Source organism: Neorhizobium galegae, from assembly GCF_017877055.1.
Classification (GTDB): Bacteria; Pseudomonadota; Alphaproteobacteria; order Rhizobiales; family Rhizobiaceae; genus Neorhizobium; species Neorhizobium galegae_D.
The window spans coordinates 21,132-37,117 of the sequence record NZ_JAGIPG010000007.1 but is presented as its reverse complement, the minus strand read 5'-3'; the positions used below and the strand labels follow the sequence as shown (position 1 = coordinate 37,117).

The 15,986-nt window shown below is 63.8% G+C and carries 14 protein-coding genes and 1 pseudogene; 8 read left to right on the top strand and 7 right to left on the bottom strand.

Features of this window, described 5'->3' with window-relative positions; all coding sequences use genetic code 11:
- The first annotated feature begins 113 nt into the window (after nt 1-113).
- The 7 genes and pseudogenes from J2857_RS29335 to J2857_RS31165 all read left to right on the top strand — a co-directional run.
- The gene (locus J2857_RS29335; RefSeq protein ID WP_210013602.1) at nt 114-1,196 is read left to right on the top strand and encodes an ABC transporter substrate-binding protein; all 1,083 of its coding nucleotides are present in this window, start codon (nt 114-116) and stop codon (nt 1,194-1,196) included.
- A 24-nt stretch (nt 1,197-1,220) separates the two neighbouring features.
- Complete coding sequence (locus tag J2857_RS29330) at nt 1,221-2,288, top strand: ABC transporter ATP-binding protein (protein ID WP_210013601.1); 1,068 nt, start codon at nt 1,221-1,223, stop codon at nt 2,286-2,288.
- Nucleotides 2,285-3,166, top strand: coding sequence for an ABC transporter permease (locus J2857_RS29325; RefSeq protein WP_210013600.1), 882 nt, complete (start codon nt 2,285-2,287; stop codon nt 3,164-3,166). Before J2857_RS29330 ends, J2857_RS29325 begins: the two co-directional genes overlap by 4 nt.
- 8 nt (nt 3,167-3,174) lie before the next feature.
- Nucleotides 3,175-3,969, top strand: coding sequence for an ABC transporter permease (locus J2857_RS29320; RefSeq protein WP_210013599.1), 795 nt, complete (start codon nt 3,175-3,177; stop codon nt 3,967-3,969).
- Nucleotides 3,970-3,976: 7 nt separating this feature from the next.
- Nucleotides 3,977-5,470, top strand: a complete 1,494-nt coding sequence (locus J2857_RS29315) for a carboxylesterase/lipase family protein (protein WP_210013598.1) — start codon at nt 3,977-3,979, stop codon at nt 5,468-5,470.
- 134 nt (nt 5,471-5,604) lie between these two features.
- Nucleotides 5,605-6,540, top strand: coding sequence for a LysR family transcriptional regulator (locus J2857_RS29310; RefSeq protein WP_210013597.1), 936 nt, complete (start codon nt 5,605-5,607; stop codon nt 6,538-6,540).
- A gap of 76 nt (nt 6,541-6,616) precedes the next feature.
- Nucleotides 6,617-7,077, top strand: a pseudogene (locus J2857_RS31165) (LysR family transcriptional regulator); the annotation flags it as partial.
- Between the two features lie 54 nt (nt 7,078-7,131).
- Here the strand turns inward: J2857_RS31165 and J2857_RS29300 are convergent.
- Genes J2857_RS29300 through J2857_RS29270 form a run of 7 tightly spaced genes read right to left on the bottom strand, consistent with a single transcriptional unit; the run spans nt 7,132 to nt 14,604 of the window.
- Nucleotides 7,132-7,665, bottom strand: coding sequence for an NADH-quinone oxidoreductase subunit B family protein (locus J2857_RS29300; RefSeq protein WP_210013595.1), 534 nt, complete (start codon nt 7,663-7,665; stop codon nt 7,132-7,134).
- 15 nt (nt 7,666-7,680) lie between these two features.
- Entirely contained in the window at nt 7,681-9,192 is a 1,512-nt protein-coding gene (locus tag J2857_RS29295; protein WP_210013594.1) for a nickel-dependent hydrogenase large subunit, read from the bottom strand.
- Nucleotides 9,193-9,205: 13 nt separating this feature from the next.
- A complete protein-coding gene (locus J2857_RS29290) occupies nt 9,206-10,666 on the bottom strand; it encodes a hydrogenase 4 subunit F (protein ID WP_210013593.1) in 1,461 nt (486 codons plus the stop codon).
- Nucleotides 10,663-11,331, bottom strand: coding sequence for a hydrogenase-4 component E (locus J2857_RS29285; protein ID WP_210013592.1), 669 nt, complete (start codon nt 11,329-11,331; stop codon nt 10,663-10,665). Before J2857_RS29285 ends, J2857_RS29290 begins: the two co-directional genes overlap by 4 nt.
- Complete coding sequence (locus J2857_RS29280; RefSeq protein ID WP_210013591.1) at nt 11,331-12,287, bottom strand: respiratory chain complex I subunit 1 family protein; 957 nt, start codon at nt 12,285-12,287, stop codon at nt 11,331-11,333. Before J2857_RS29280 ends, J2857_RS29285 begins: the two co-directional genes overlap by 1 nt.
- A complete protein-coding gene (hyfB, locus tag J2857_RS29275; protein ID WP_210013590.1) occupies nt 12,278-14,293 on the bottom strand; it encodes a hydrogenase 4 subunit B in 2,016 nt (671 codons plus the stop codon). The genes J2857_RS29280 and hyfB overlap by 10 nt, the downstream gene beginning before the upstream one ends.
- A complete protein-coding gene (locus J2857_RS29270) occupies nt 14,290-14,604 on the bottom strand; it encodes a helix-turn-helix domain-containing protein (protein ID WP_432420190.1) in 315 nt (104 codons plus the stop codon). The genes hyfB and J2857_RS29270 overlap by 4 nt, the downstream gene beginning before the upstream one ends.
- Before the next feature lie 243 nt (nt 14,605-14,847).
- Between J2857_RS29270 and J2857_RS29265 the strand changes: the two genes are divergently transcribed.
- A complete protein-coding gene (locus tag J2857_RS29265) occupies nt 14,848-15,975 on the top strand; it encodes an Acg family FMN-binding oxidoreductase (RefSeq protein WP_210013589.1) in 1,128 nt (375 codons plus the stop codon).
- Nucleotides 15,976-15,986: the final 11 nt, after the last annotated feature.

Below are 15,986 nucleotides of genomic sequence, written 5' to 3'. Positions count from 1 at the left end.
GTCGGTAGGAAGAAATTGCCTCGGCTTATCGAGCGGGAGACCGCGTTTGCGGGATCAGGGAACTGCATGGGGATATAAGAACACACGCCATGCCTAAAACTGGAGAGACGGACATGACGATACGCATGCAAAACGGAATTTCGCGGATGTTCCTCCGCGCCGGCATTCTTGCCGCCGGCCTTGCCGCATTTGCCGGCGCAGCCCAGGCCCAGGATGCCTCGATCAAGGGAACGGTGAACGTCGTCGGTTTTTCCGGCGTTTTCGCCGACAACTATCAGAAGTTCATCATCGCTGCCTTCAAGGAGAAATATCCCGGCATCGAGGTGACGTACCAGCAGAGCAAGAATTCCGCAGAGACGCTCGCCCTTTTGACGCTTCAGCAGGCCGACCCGAAGATCGACGTGGCCCTGATCGACGTCTCGGTCGCCATCAAGGCGAACAAGAGCGGTATTTTCGCCAAGCTTGATCCGGCCAAGGTCCCGAGCCTTGCCGAAATGCCGGACTGGTCCCGCCTCGACGGCGACAAGGCAGTCGCCTTCTCGCAGGACAATCTGGCGATCCTCTACAATACCGACAGCGTGAAGCAGCCGCCGACAAGCTGGAACGATCTGACCGATGCTAAATACAAGGGCAGGATCGCCGCAAAACTCGGCGATACGCGCGGCGTCATCCTGCTGCCGATCCTCGACAAGCTGAAGGGCGCCGACTACAAGGACACCGTCGATCCGGCGATCGACATGCTCAAGGAAATCGCCCCCAACGTCTCGACCTGGGAGCCGGCCCCGGATTGCTACGCGGTCGTCCAGAGCGGCGAAGTCGACCTTTCCATCTGCTGGAACGGCCGCGCGCAATACCTGCACGACACGCAGGGCGGCAAGATTGCTGTTGCCGCGCCGAAGGAAGGCTCGATCGGCCAGACCAATACGATCGGTCTCGTCGAAAACTCCAAGAATGCCGAGGCGGCACAGCTCTTCATCAACTATGCGCTGGGCACCGAGGCACAGGCGACGTTCGCCGAAAAGAGCTTCTATGGGCCTGTCAATACCAAGGTGACCCTGCCGGACGCGGTTGCCGCGCGTATCTACGGCTCCAAGGAAGCCCAGGCCGCCCAGATGTCGCTCGACTGGAACTTTGTCGCGGAGAAATATTCCGCCTGGATCCAGCGCATCAACCGCGAAGTCATCGCGCTCAACTGATCTGTCTTGAGGGAACTGGCCGTCATGGCTGATCATCACGTCATCATCGAAAATCTCGTGAAGACCTATCCAGGCGCCCAGAAGCCTTCCGTGGATCACGTCAGCTTCTCGCTGCCGCGCGGCGAGATGCTGGCCCTGCTCGGGCCCTCCGGCTGCGGCAAGACGACGATCCTGCGCATGATCGCCGGTCTGATCGTCCCAACGTCGGGCGCGATCAGGCTCGATGGCCGGGACGTTTCCTCCATTCCCGTCTACAAGCGGAACATGGGCATGGTCTTCCAGGCCTATGCCCTGTTTCCCCATATGTCGGTCGCGGAAAACATCTCCTTCGGCCTGGAAATGCGCAAGGTCGGCAGGGCCGAGCGCGAGGAGCGCGTCAGGAAGGCACTCGACCTCGTCAAGCTTGCCGGTTTTGGCGAGCGCAAGGTCAGCCAGCTTTCCGGCGGCCAGCAACAGCGCGCGGCGATCGCCCGTTCGCTGGTGATCGAGCCGGAACTCCTGTTGCTCGACGAGCCGCTGTCGAACCTCGATGCGAAACTGCGTGATGAAATGCGTGATGAAATCCGCGACATCCAGGCACGCACCGGCGTTACCGCCATCTTCGTCACCCACGACCAGGACGAGGCGCTTTCGATGGCCGACCGCCTAGCGGTGATGTCGGCAGGCAGGCTGGAGCAGATCGGAACCCCGCGCGAAATCTTCGACCGACCGCAGACCGATTTCGTCGCCTCCTTTATCGGTGCCGGAACCTTTTTCGAAGGCAAGGTCGCCGGGCCGGGCGTGGCAGCCGTCGACGGCCTGCCGCCGCTTCGTTTCGTCGGTGAAGCCGCTGTCGGATCGCCGGTCAGGCTGATGGTCCGGCCCCATCGCCTGCTCCTCGCAGGAGAGCACGGCCAGCCGAACAGCTTTACCGGCGTGGTCGAGCACATCGTCTATCGCGGTCAGATCCTGACGCTGAGCGTGCGCTGCGGCAGCCGTCTGCTGCAGGCCGATCTGCCGACGCATGCGGGTGTGCTGCCGCAGAAGGGCGATCAGGTCACCCTGACCGTCGCGCCCGAAGACGTGACCCTGATCGGTCGGGAGGCCGCATGAGCGCCGCCGTGACAGCGCCCGCAGCCGGCGCACCGGCCGCCTCGCGAGGCATCCTGCTGCTGCTGCTTCTGCCCGGCCTCGTCGCGCTGGTCGTCACTTTCCTGCTGCCGCTCTTATGGCTGTTCCGTGCCTCATTCGCATCTTCAGCTGTGGGGACGCTGAGCGGCGGCGACTGGACATCGGAAGCTTATACAACCGTTCTGTTCGATCCGTTCTATTGGCGGGTAGCCTGGAATACGCTGGTTCTCGGCTTCAATGTCGCGGTCTTCGCCGTGATTCTGTCCTATCCGATCGCGCTGTTCCTGGCCCGGACGCAAAGCCGCTTCCGGGGCGTGCTGACGGCGCTCGCGGTGGCACCTCTGCTGACGTCGTCCGTCGTCCGGACCTATGGCTGGATGGTGATCTTCGGAGACCGGGGCGTCATCAACAGCACGCTGCAGGCGCTGTCGCTGACCGATGGCGTCATCCGTCTCACCAACAACAGTCTGGGCGCCACCGTCGCGCTGATCGAAATCCTGATGCCCTATGCGATCCTCGCCATGCTCAGCGGCTTCGGCCGACTGAACGTTCAACTGGAGGAGGCGGCCGCGATGCTCGGTGCCAACCGGCTCAGGGTGTTCACGCGCATCGTCCTGCCACTCAGCCTGCCCGGCGTGCTGACGGCCGCGCTCCTCGTCTTCGTGCTGGCGATATCCTCCTTCGTGACGCCGCGCCTGATGGGGGGAGGGCGCGTCTTCGTTCTCGGCACGGAAGTCTTCAACGAGGCGACGGTGACGCTCAACTGGCCGCTGGCCGCGGCACTCTCGGTCATGCTGCTCGTGCTGTTCAGCAGCATCATCCTTCTCTACCAGCGTGCGTTGCGCGCGCTCGAAGTGTGAGGTCGGCCATGCAGAACACCTCGATGCTGGGTCGCGTCGCCTGGAACACGCTGATCACGCTGCTTTATCTTTTCCTGCTGGCGCCGATCGTCATCGTCTTCATCATCTCTTTCGACACGCGCCAGTATCTCGCTTTTCCGCCAGAGAGCTTCTCGTTCGGATCCTATGTGAAGGTCTTCGAGAATGCGAAGTTCATCTCGGCCTTCTGGCGGAGCCTGGCGATCGGCGCGATCGTTGGTATCGTCTCGGTTTCAGCCGGCATGCTCCTGTCATTGTCGCTGGTGCGCTACAAGTTCCGCGGCAAGGCGGCGGTAAATTTCCTCATCCTTGCGCCCTTCCTCGTTCCGCATATCGTGCTGGCCGTCGGCGTCATGCTGGTGATCGCGCCGATCGGCCTGCTCGACAGCTATCCCGGCATCGTACTTGCCCATCTCGGCATCACGATCCCTTACACGGTACGAACGATCACCATGAGCCTGATGGCTGTCGACACGCGTGTGGAAGAGGCGGCGCTGGTGCATGGGGCGTCTCCGGCCATGGTCTTCTGGCGCATCACCCTGCCGCTGGTGCGTCCCGGCCTGATCGCCGGCGCCGTGATCGCCTTCCTGATCTCCTTCGACGAGGCGACGATTTCGCTTTTCATCGTCTCGGTCAAGGCGTCCACGCTGCCGACCGAAATTTATCACTATCTCGAATATTCCACCGATCCGCAGATCGCCGCGCTTTCCGTCATTCTGATCCTGATCTCCATCGGCGTCGTGGTCGCGGTCGAAAGATTGGTCGGCCTACGCAGGGCAATATGAGGCCGGCATGACAATCGTCGAAACAACGGGCGGTCCCGTCGAGGGGTTTCGAGAAAACGGATATCACGTCTTTCTCGGAGTTCCCTATGCCGCGCCGATCACGCCGGAGCGGCGCTTTGCGGCGCCGCAGCCGGTGCCCCGGTGGTCCAGCGTTCGTTCGGCGAAGACACTCAGCGCAGTCTGTCCGCAGATCCCGACCTACGGTCCCGTAGGCAAGGCGGCCGCATCGAAACTGGAGTTCGGCACGGACTTCCTGACGGTCAATATCCGGACGCCGTCGGTAACCGGTTCCGCTCCGGTACTCGTCTGGATCCATGGCGGCGGCTATGCCGTCGGTTCGGCGAACGAGGCCGTTCTGCAAAGCGGCGCCTTTGCGGCCAGTGGCATCGTCGAGGTCACCGTCAACTACCGGCTGGGCGCGCTCGGCTTCCTGCATCTGAACGACGGTTCGCCGGACAACCGCGGCCTGCTCGACCAGATCGCCGCGCTTCAGTGGGTTCGCGACAATATCAAAGCCTTCGGCGGTGACCCGAGGCGCGTCACCTTCGCGGGCCGTTCTGCCGGTGGCTTCGCGATTGCGGCGGTCATGGCCATGCCGGCGGCGCACGGTCTCTTCGCCAGGGCGATGCCGCAAAGCGGAGCGAGCACCGGCATTTCCACGATGGACGATGCGCAGAAGCTCAATCGTCGCATGCTCGACCATCTGCAGGTGACGGAAGCCGAACTGCACGACATGCCCTTCGAGACCCTGCTCGTTGCGCAGCGCGACCTCTGCAACGAATCCTACGAGCGGCATGACTTCGAGCGGGACGGTTCGGCATCGATGCTGGGTGTCCCTTTCGTCCCGGTCATCGACGGCATCTCGCTTCCGCGACACCCGGAAGCCGCCGCAGCGGATGGCGAAGCCATCGCCGTGCCGATGATGATCGGCTGCACGACCGGCGAATACGTGACCCATGCAACGGCGCAGCCGAACATGGATTTCGAGATCACCGCAAGCCTGCTGCACGAACGCGTGCGGCCGATGGGCCTGACCGGAGCCGGGATCGTCGAGCGCTATCGGCGTGCGTTGCCGGATCATTCTCCGCGCGGCATCTGGCGCGCCGTCGGGGGCGATCTGGTCTTCCAGAACCCGGCGACGCGCTTCGCCCGGCTGCATGCGGTCCACCAGCCCGTCTACAAATACCTCTACGGGCCGATCGGGACAGACGAACTCGGAGCGCCGCACGGCGCCGAAGTCGGCGAGGTCTGGTACCGGCGCGGCATGGATGCCAGCCACCTGCCGGCGCGCCAAGCCGTCACGCGGCCGGATTTCGCGGCGGCTGTTCACGACGTCTGGGTTTCCTTCATGCGCGACGAGATGCCGAAGTCGCCGGCCGGTGACTGGCCCCGCTATTCTGCCTCGCAGCCGGAGGCGCTGCATATGGATAGCGGGGATTTTCGCGTCATCGCCGACCCTTTCGATAGGCGCACCGCGCTTTGGAGCAAGGCGGGCGCATGAAAAGGGTCGCGCGACCGTTCACACCGATAAGCGCCCGTTCTGAACCGGGCTGGTCCGCCAAGGGTAAGATGGCTATACCAACCACGTCGACGAATGCTGGAATGTCACTCGTAAGGGTGAAGACGGGAAACCCCATGCCTCCGGAATATCTTGATACGCGGCAATTGGAGGCCTTCGTGGCCGTGATGTCCATCGGCAGTATGACGGGGGCTGCCAAGGCGCTTGGAAAATCCCAGCCGGTGGTGACGAGGCTCATCCAGGAACTGGAGCAGGAACTGGGTTTTCCGGTGCTGCATCGCAACGGACCGCGGATCGCTCCGACCGAGCAGGGGGTCGCCTTTTTCTCCCAGGCAGAACTGTTCCTCAGCGGGCTGCGCACCATCAGCGAAAGGGCCCGGCAGATCGAGACGGCTCAGGCGAAGGCGGTGGAACTTGCATCGATCCCGGCGATCGCCGCGAGTGTGATCCCGCTGGCGTTGCAGGAGTTGCCAAAGGAACTCTTTCCCGAACATGTCCATGTGCAGAGCATCGCTTCGGAGAATGTCGTCCAGGCGGTTCTGGCGCGGACGGCCGATGTGGGTGTCGCCAGCCTGCCACTCGACAATCCGGGTATCGACGTCCACTGGATCGGGGAGGTGCCATGCGTGGCCGTCGTGGCCGCTGGCGACGAACTGGCGGGGAAGGACATGCTGCAACCGGCCGATCTGCACGGCCGCCGCTTGATCGCCTCGGCAAATCCGTACCGGCTGCGGATGCGGATTGATCGCGCATTTGCCGAGCATGGCATCCAGCCGGGCGGCGTCATCGACAGCAACGCCACCTATGTCTCGCTTTCGCTGGCGCGCGCGGGGCTTGGAGTGGCGATCGTCGAGTCGGTCACCCTGAGCGGGCTGCCGATCAAGGACGTCTCCGTCATACCCCTGAGCTTCCATGTTCCGTTCCATTGGGGCGTGATCACGGCGACGGGACTTCCGCTGTCGGCGACCGTCCGGCGATTGATCGATGCGATCGAGCACCAGGCATCGAAGCTGACCAGATTTATCAAGCACGACAGCCTGCCGAGCATATAGCGTGATGATGGCTGTCGCCAGACGGTGATATTTAGCCTTGAAACGAACGCGAGATGTTTGGACGTAACCAGTATGACTGCGCCCGGCGGTCATATCGGCGGGCAGCGTCACCGCTGCGGCGCGCCTTTTGGATCGTTCGCAATCCCAGGTGACACGGCTTGTCAGGAACTGGAGGCTTCGGTCGGGTTTCCGCTCTTCGAACGGAATGGCCCGCGCATTACGCCCACGTCCAAGGCGATCGCCCTTCCATGCCGATGCTGAATGTTTTCTGACCGGGATCGGCCAGCTCAAGGAGCGGGCGAAGACAATAGCGTCCTCTGAGTTCGGCCCCATCGAGATCCCCGCGATCCCGGCGTTTGCGAGCGGTCTCCTTCCGCTGGCGGTCGGCCGTCGCGCATCGTGGACACCAATGCTGCTCTCAATGCGTTGCAGCTCGCGTCGACCGGCTTCGGCATCGCGATCGTCGAGCCCGCCCCCGCCTATGGCGTCGAGTTGAAGAATGTCGAAATCCGCCTCCTGGACATGAACGTCCCGTTTCTCCAATGGCTCAGGTGTTCCTTTTTCCCGCGATGAAGACAGCCGCGCTCTTTCTCACGAAGTGCGAGCCCCCTTGTCCGCCTGTTCGAGGAGGGCCAGCAACCCCTTCAGGATATCTGCTGGCGGCGGTGGGCAGCCGGGGATATGCAAGTCCACCGGCACGACCCTGGATACCCCGCCGACCACCGCATAGCTGCCCGCGAAGCAGCCGCCGTCACGGGCGCAGCTGCCGAGCGCCACGACCCATTTCGGGCCGGGCGTGGCGTTGTAGGTCCGTTCCAGCGCTTCGGCCATGTTCCGCGTCACCGGTCCCGTGACCATCAGCACATCGGCATGCCGCGGCGATGCGACGAAGCGGATGCCAAAACGCTCGATGTCGTAAAAGACGTTGCTCAGCGCATGCATTTCCAGTTCGCAGCCGTTGCAGGAGCCTGCGTCGACGGCGCGGATCGACAGGCTGCGGCCGAGCCAACGGCGGGCCGTTCTGTCGATGGCCGCGGCAAGCTCCTGCATTGCCGCATCGGATCGTCGCGGGGCCGCTTCCGTGAGTGGCCGCCGGATAAGGCTTTCGAAAAGGAGCCTGCGCATGGCTGTCGTCCTCCGTCAGAGATCGTGGCCGGAATAGGAGCAGTTGAAGGATTTGTTGCAGAGCGGGAAATCGGCAACGATGTTCCCTTCGATGGCGGCTTCCAGCAACGGCCACTGGAACCAGGAAGGATCGCGCAGATGGCAGCGCTCCACCCGGTTGCCGGCAAGCCTGAGCCAGATAAGAATGTCGCCGCGGAAACCTTCCACCACGGCCATGCCTTCGCGCACCTCCCCATTGCCGGCCACGTGATGCCGTATGGGGCCGGGCGGCAGCTGGCCGAGTATCTGTTCGATGAGCGAGAGGCTTTGCTCGACCTCACGGATGCGGATCCAGACGCGCGCATTGACGTCTCCTTGATTGAGCACAGGTACATCGAAGCGAAGAGCATCGTAAGGCGGATAGGGCAGCGCTCGTCGGGCATCGAAAGCGCGGCCCGACGCGCGCCCGACATACCCCCCCGCGCCGTAGAGACGGGCCAGATCGGGTACGAGGATGCCCGTGTCCACCATCCGGTCCTGCAGAGACGCGGTATTGTCGTAGAGGTCGACCAGTGCCGGAAACTTTCTGCGGATCTCGGCAAGCAGCGTAAGCAGGTCTGCCACGCGGGCTTCATCGAGATCGGCTGCTACGCCGCCCGGCACGATACGGTCGCGCATCAGGCGATGGCCGAAAGCGACATCAGCGGCCCTCAGCACGCACTCACGCAGCGCGCCGCAATGAGCGAGCATCAGGGGGAAGGCGGCGTCGTTGCAGATGGCGCCGATATCGCCGAGATGGTTGGCTAGTCGTTCCAGCTCAGCCATCAGCGCCCGGAGCCAGACCGCTCGGGGCGGAATGTCGAGCCCGAGCGCTGCCTCGACCGCCCGCGCGAAGGCATAGGCATAGGCGACTGTGCTGTCGCCGGAGGTCCGGCCGGCAAGCTCCGCCGCGCGGACGGGATCGGCGCCCGCCATCAGGCCCTCGATACCCTTGTGGACGTAACCGAGGCGTTCTTCCAGGCGGACGATCGTCTCGCCGTTGGCTGTGAAGCGGAAATGCCCCGGCTCGATGATTCCGGCATGCACCGGGCCGACCGGGATCCGGTGCAGGCTTTCGCCTTCAGCCGGCAGGAATTCGTAAGTTTTGGCTTTCGGAAGTGCGGCAGCCTTTTCACCCAGCGGGAAGCGCAGGTTCCAGCGGCCATGGTCGAGCCAGGGCCGGGTGTCGAGCAGGCCCTGCGGTTCGAGGCCTGTCAAATCGCGGAGCGCCCGCTCGAGCCTCAGAGCGGGAAGATGGTGGCGGGCCACCGAAGGATAGCGGCCTTCCAATCCTTCCAGACTGACGACGCCCGCCGTGCCGTCAATTTCGTCGAGCAGCGCCATGTGCACGCAGGAGGCCTCTCCCCAGAGCCCGAGAAGGATGCGGCGCCCGTCCGCAAGGCTTTCGGTTGCCGCCGTCCAACCCGTCGTGCCGGCGACGGCGCGGGGCCAGGGGCGATGGTGCGGGATCAGATGGGCTTCCGGGGCGATATCGATCAGTACCGGCATGACGAACGGTCCTTCATCGAAGCAGGTTGGCGATGTGCTGGAACCAGGCGACTAGCGGCGGCGGCAGGTAGATGCCGGCGATCAGCACCAGCAGGAGATGGGAATACATCGGCAGGTAGGAGGCGTCGGCCGGCTGCCGGCTGCCGCGCGGCTGGCCGAAGGCGACGCCCGTCAGCCGTAGCAGCAAGGCTCCGAACGCGACCAGCAGCCCGAAGACCAAAGGCACGGCGAGCAGAGGCTGCCTTGCGAAGGTGGAACTGACGAGCAGGAACTCGCTCATGAAGACGCCCATGGGCGGCAGACCGGCGATCGCCGCGACGCCGATCACCAGGCCCCAGCCGAGCGCCGGATGGGTTTCGGTGAGGCCGCGGATCGCCGAAAGCCGCTGGGTTCCCTTGATCTGGGCGATATGGCCGACGGCGAAGAAGATCGCCGACTTGGTCAACGAATGCATGACCATGTGCAGCAGCCCGGCGAAGTTGGCGAGCGGGCCGCCGAGGCCGAAGGCGAAGACGATGATGCCCATATGCTCGATCGAGGAATAGGCGAACATGCGCTTGATGTCGCGCCGCCGATAGAGCATGAAGGCCGCGAAGACCAGCGAGGTGAGCCCCATCGTCATCATCAGCGGCCCGGGGCTGATCGCCTCTGGATTGGCGGCGAGCAGGATCTTGAAGCGCAGCACGGCATAAAGCGCGACATTCAAGAGCAGCCCGGACAGCACGGCGGAAATCGGCGTCGGCCCTTCCGCATGCGCATCCGGCAGCCAGGCGTGCAGCGGCGCGAGGCCGACCTTGGTGCCGTAACCGAGCAGCAGGAAGATGAAGGCGACATTGAGCAGCGCGGGGTCGAAGGCCGCGACCCGCTCGACGAGAAGGGTCCAGACCATGGCGTCATAACCTTCGCCGATCACCGGCTGCGCCGCGAGATAGATGAGAATGGTGCCGAATAGCGCGAAAGCGATGCCGACGCTTCCCAGAATGAAATATTTCCAGGCCGCTTCCAGCGCCTCGTGGGTGCGGTAGATGCCGACCATCAGTACGGTCGTCAGCGTCGCCAGTTCCACCGCCACCCACATCAGGCCTATATTGTTAGAGACGAACGCGAGGTTCATGCCGAACATCATGACCTGGTACATGGCATGGTAGAAACGCAGGTTCGCCGGCGTCAGCCGGCCGGTTTCCAGCTCGTGCGCGATGTAGCTGGCGCTGAACAAGCTGGTGGTGAAGCCGACGAAGGTGTTGAGGACGATGAAGACGATGTTGAGGTCGTCGACGAGCAGGTATTGTCCCGGAGCCGGCCGTTCGGTCACGAAGAGGGAAAGGGCGGCAGCAAAGGTCAGCAGGCTGGCCGCCACGTTGATGCGAGCCGTCGCCTTGTAGCCGGGCATGAGGGCGAGCAGCGCCGCCGCGACAACCGGGATCGCCAAAACGGCGGCGACCGCATCGAAGGCGAAGAGGGAGGGTGCGCTCATTTCCGCCGCCTTCCCCTGACGTCGTCGAGCGCCCTGACGTCGACAGTGTCGAACCGTTCACGAATGCGGAACAGGAAGACGCCGATGACGATGAAGGCGATCAGGATCGAGAAGGCGACGCTGATCTCCACCACCAGCGGCATGCCCTTGGCGCCAGCCGCGGCAAGCACCAGCCCGTTTTCGAGCGACATGAAACCGACCACCTGGCTGACGGCGTTGCGCCGCGTCACCATGATCAGCAGGCCGAGCAGCAGGACGGAGAGCGCGAAGGCGAGGTCCTCGCGGGTCAGCGGGTCGGCTTCGGGCGTCACCCGCAGCATCACCACGATCGACAGCGCCACGAGGCCGATGCCGGCCAGCATGGTGGCACCGATGCCGACCACCGTTTCGATCTCCCGGTGGATGCCGAGCTTGCGGATCATGTGGTGGAGCGCGACCGGGATGACGACGACCTTGAAAATGAGGGCGATCGCCGCCGTGACGTAGAGATGCGGCGCGCCCTGGATGAAGGCCTGCCAGGCAACCGAAAGGGTGAGCAGCAGAGAATGCAGCGCGAACACGTTGAGCAGCGCATAGAGCCGGTCCTGGTAGAGCATCATCATGCTGACCAGGACGAGGCCGCCGGCGAGCATGTGGGCGATGTCGAAATAGACCGGTCCCTGCATCAGAAGCTCCTCGATACGAATCTCAGCAACGTGGCGAGCAGGCCGAGCATCAGCGCCGCGCCGAGGAACTGCGGCACCCGGAAGACCCGCATCTTGGCCGTCGCCGTCTCGAACAGGGCGAGCATCGCACCGCCGACGATCAGCTTGACGAGGTAGGAGGCGAAGCCTGTGAAGTAGGCCGCGTATCCGGCGTCCGGTCCCTTGAGGTTCCATGGCACGAAGATGCAGACGATCATCGAGAGATAGAGCAGCAGCTTCAGCATGGCAGCGAGCTCGATCATCGCCAGATGCCGGCCGGAATATTCAAGCACCATGGCCTCGTGCACCATGGTGAGCTCCAGATGGGTCGCCGGGTTATCGATCGGGATACGGGCGTTTTCGGCGATCGCGACCATGATGATGGCGATCAACGCCACCGCCAGCGAAACGCGCAATCCCACCTGCGGGTACGTCATGAAGGCGGCGATCGTCGAAAGCTGGGTGGAGCCGGCGATGAGCGCCAGCGAAAAGATGATCAGCAGCATTGCCGGTTCGGCAAGCGTGGCGATCAGCATCTCGCGGCTCGCCCCGATCCCGCCGAAACTGGTGCCGACATCCATGCCCGCGAGTGCCAGGAAGAAACGGGCGCTGCCAAGCAAGCCGATGATGGCGATCAGATCGACCGTCCAGCTGAAGATGAGGCCTGTCGCGAAAGTGGGGATGACCGCGGCGGCAACCCAAGTCGCGGCGAAGATCAGGTAGGGCGCCACGCGAAACAGCCAGGAGGCGTTCTCCGCCACCACCGCTTCCTTGCGCAGGAGCCTCGTCAGGTCGCGATAGGGTTGGAGAACCGAGGCGCCCCGTCGGCGCAGGAGCCGCGCCTTCACCTTGCGGACGAAGCCGGTCAGGAGCGGCGCAAGCGCCACGACGAGTGCCATTTGGACGATCTGGACGAGAAGATGGTGGATCAGGACCATAGCGCCAGCACCAGAAGCAGGAGGACGAGCGCGAGGAAGACGAGGCTCAGATAGCGCCGGATGGTCAGGAACTGCAGATGGTTGAGCTTTTCGGCCACAAAGCCCACCGCGCCGGCGACCGGCAGGCAGAGGCCTTCCCAGACGAGATCGTGGAATTCCAGTTCGAAACGGGCGGGGATCAGTGCACCGGGCGGCGGCATGTCGACCCGCTCGCGGGCGCGGAAAACCAGCGTTCCGAAGACGCGCCGGGCCGGCTGGGCGAAGCTGCCGGCCGTATATTGCATCGTGGCGTCGATCCCAGGGAAGCCGCAGTCCCAGACCGGCGCCCGGCGGAGCGCCCGCGAGGCGAAACGGTGGATGACCGTGGCGGAGAGCCAGGCCGAGAACCCGATGAACAGGAAGACGAGCAGGCCGTTATAGGAACTGCGGCTTTCTGCCACCGGCACGATCGACAGCCATGGCACGTCCGTCTGCACAGGCATACGGCCGCCGACGAGAAGCTTTGTGACAGGTGATAGAGCGTCGATGACAATCCCGGGCAGGATGCCGGCGAGCAGGCAGAGCGCCGCCAGGATCGCCATGGCCGCTAGCGAAAAACGGTCCGCCTCGGATGCGCCGGCCGACGCCTCGGTTATTGGCTGGCCAAGGAAGGCGATGCCGAAGGCGCGCACGAAACAGGCGGCGGCCACCGCCGCCGACAGGGCCAGCAAGCCGCCGACGGCCGGCACGAGGATAGTCAGCGCCCATTGGGGCAGGTCGGGGCTTTGCAGGATCGCTTGGAAGACCAGCCATTCCGACGCGAAGCCGTTGAAGGGCGGTAGCGCCGAAATCGCGACGCAGGCGACCAGGAAGGCAAAGGCGGTGACCGGCATGCGGTGGATCAAGCCGCCGAGTTTTTCCAGGTCGCGCTCGCCCGTCTGGGTCAGGACGGCACCGGCGCCGAAGAAGAGCAGGCTCTTGAAGAAGGAGTGGTTGAGCACTTGGAAGAGCGCGGCGGTCATGGCAAGCGCCGCCGCCAGTTCCATGCCGGCGTCCTTGAACGCGAGCGCCAGCCCCAGGCCGACGAAGACGACGCCGATATTCTCGATCGTGCTGTAGGCGAGCATGCGCTTGAGGTCGCGCTCCATCAGGGCATGCAGGATGCCGAGAACGGCGGTGCCGCCGCCGATCAGCAGGACGACGAGGCTCGACCACCAGGCTGGCGTGCCGACGAGGTCGAAGAGGACGCGGATGACGCCGTAGACGGCGACCTTGGTCATGACGCCGCTCATCAGGGCCGAAACGTGGCTCGGCGCGGCCGGATGCGCCAGCGGCAGCCAGACATGCAGCGGCACAAGGCCGGCTTTCGAGCCGGCGCCGAGCATCAGCAGGACGAAGACGAGCCCGGTCGTGAACGGGGTGTGCTGTGCGGCCCGCATCGCGGCGAAGCCATAGGCGCCGTCAGGCCCGGCCAGGAGGCCGAAGGCGAGCAGCAGGGCGAGTGTGCCGAAGCTCGCCATGACGATGTAGATATAACCCGCCCGGCGGTTTCCGGCATCGCGGTGATGCGCCATCACCAGCGCCCAGGAGGCCAGCGACATGAACTCCCAGGAAAGAAGGAAGGTGAATGCGTCGTCGGAAAGGATCACCAGGTTCATGCCGACGAGGAAGGCCGGGAAGAAGGGCAGGACCCGGTGGGGCGCATGCTCGTGGCGTCCGTAACCGAGGCCGTAGAGGCTGGCGAAGGCGCCGCCCAGATTGACGACGACGAGAAAGAAGGCGGCCAGCGGATCGAGCCTGAAATGTGCCCCGAGCCAGGGCAGGCCGAAGGGGAGCACGAGTGCAGGACTATCGGCCGCGGGTGACGAGAGCTGCACGAGGCCTGTCGAAAAGGCGATGGCCGAAATGCCAAGGCTCAGGCTGTAGATTGCCGGCGTGGCGAGGCGGGACCGGGCGATGAAGGCCGCGAGCACCACCGTGGCCAGCAGCGCGGCGACGCAGGAAAGCATCAACGCCACCGACGTCATGGGCGCCTCCTCGCTCCATGCGTGGGTTCGGGCGATCCCGGCCCGTCGTTTCCGGAAGGTTCTGTTGCGGCCTTCAGCCGAACACCCCGCCCGCCGTTTTCGCTGACCGCCCCCTCGCCGATCAGCTCGATCCCGGCAATGTCGAGCGCGGCCAGCAGCCGCATGAGGGAGTCGACATTCCCCCGAACCACGTCGGCGCTTGCTTCCATGCGCTGGATCGTCGGCACCGAAACACCCGCCAGATCGGCCAGTTCGCGTTGGTCGATTCCGAGAAGGGCTCTGGCAGCCCGCATCTGAGCAGCAGTAATCACGACGCAACCATCGCTTCTACTACGTAGGCTTTTACCTCATGTTTAGGATGTGCCTATTGATGCATCAAAGCAATATTCCCATGTGAAAAGAGTCGGAAGTTCGGGTTCATACTCAAGCGGCCCGGACTGCGATCAACGTTACGTCGTCGTCAATGGTGTGCGACGAAGAGCGACGCAGGCCGAGATAGGCAGCCCTGACCCAGATCAAAGCCCGAGGGAGGCCATCCGTACTACGCTGTTGCCATGTCCGAGATTCATCACTGCCGTCGCAGATTCCTGGTTGCGCTAGCCGCTGGAGGTGGATTTGTTGCGATCGGCGGAGCAAGCGCGCTTGCGCTGAACGCCCGGGGGCGTTCAGGCTACGAGGAAGCCGTCAAATCCACTTGGCGACACAGCGACAGCACGGATCTGCCATTGCTGTCGGTCCGAAAGGAACTTGTCCGTTACGCCTGCCTGGCCGCAAACAGCCATAACACTCAACCTTGGCAATTTCGGCTCTCGGACCACTCCGTCCTCGTTCTACCCGATCTCAAGCGTCGCTTGCCCGCCGTAGATCCCGACGATCATCATGTGTTAGCCAGTCTCGGCTGTGCCGTCGAGAATATCGTTCAAGCGGCTCGTGCGTTCGGGCTTCGGGCGGTTCCGAGCTACGACCCCGATGCGCACGGAATACGGGTCGATTTGGACACCGCGCCTCCCGGGCGCACGGACCTGTTCGATGCCATACCGCATCGTCAATCGACGCGCGCAGTTTACGACGGACGGTCGGTTCCGCCCGAACATCTTCAACTTCTGGAAGATGCAGGGAATGGGGACGGCGTGCGGATGTTGCTGTTCACGGAACGCAAGCAACGCGAAGAAATCCTTTCCTATCTCCTCGCGGGCAACAGCGCGCAGATGGACGACGGCGCATTCGTGGACGAACTGAAATCGTGGATCCGCTTCAGCTACGGCGAAGCCCTATCGACGCGGGACGGCCTGTTTTCGAAATCCTCCGGCAATCCGGCTCTGCCGGGCTGGCTCGGCCGGTTGATCTTCAGTGAGGTGTTCACGAAGGATGCGGAAAACAGGAAATATGTGAGCCAGATGAGGAGCTCGGCAGGCATTGCCGTGTTCGTGTCCGACAAGAATGAACCGGCATATTGGGCTGAAGCCGGCCGGTGCAGTCAGCGGTTCGCCCTTCAGGCCACGGCCTTGGGGCTATGTCATGCGTTTATCAATCAGCCGGTCGAGGTCCCCGCTGTGCGAGGGCAATTCGCCACATATCTCGGCTTGGGCGGCGGCCGCCCTGATCTTGTGATGAGGTTCGGCTATGGTCCAGAGTTACCCAAATCGCTTCGCCGTCCGGTCGAGCACGTGATTCAGTCGTAGGCGGTGATGTA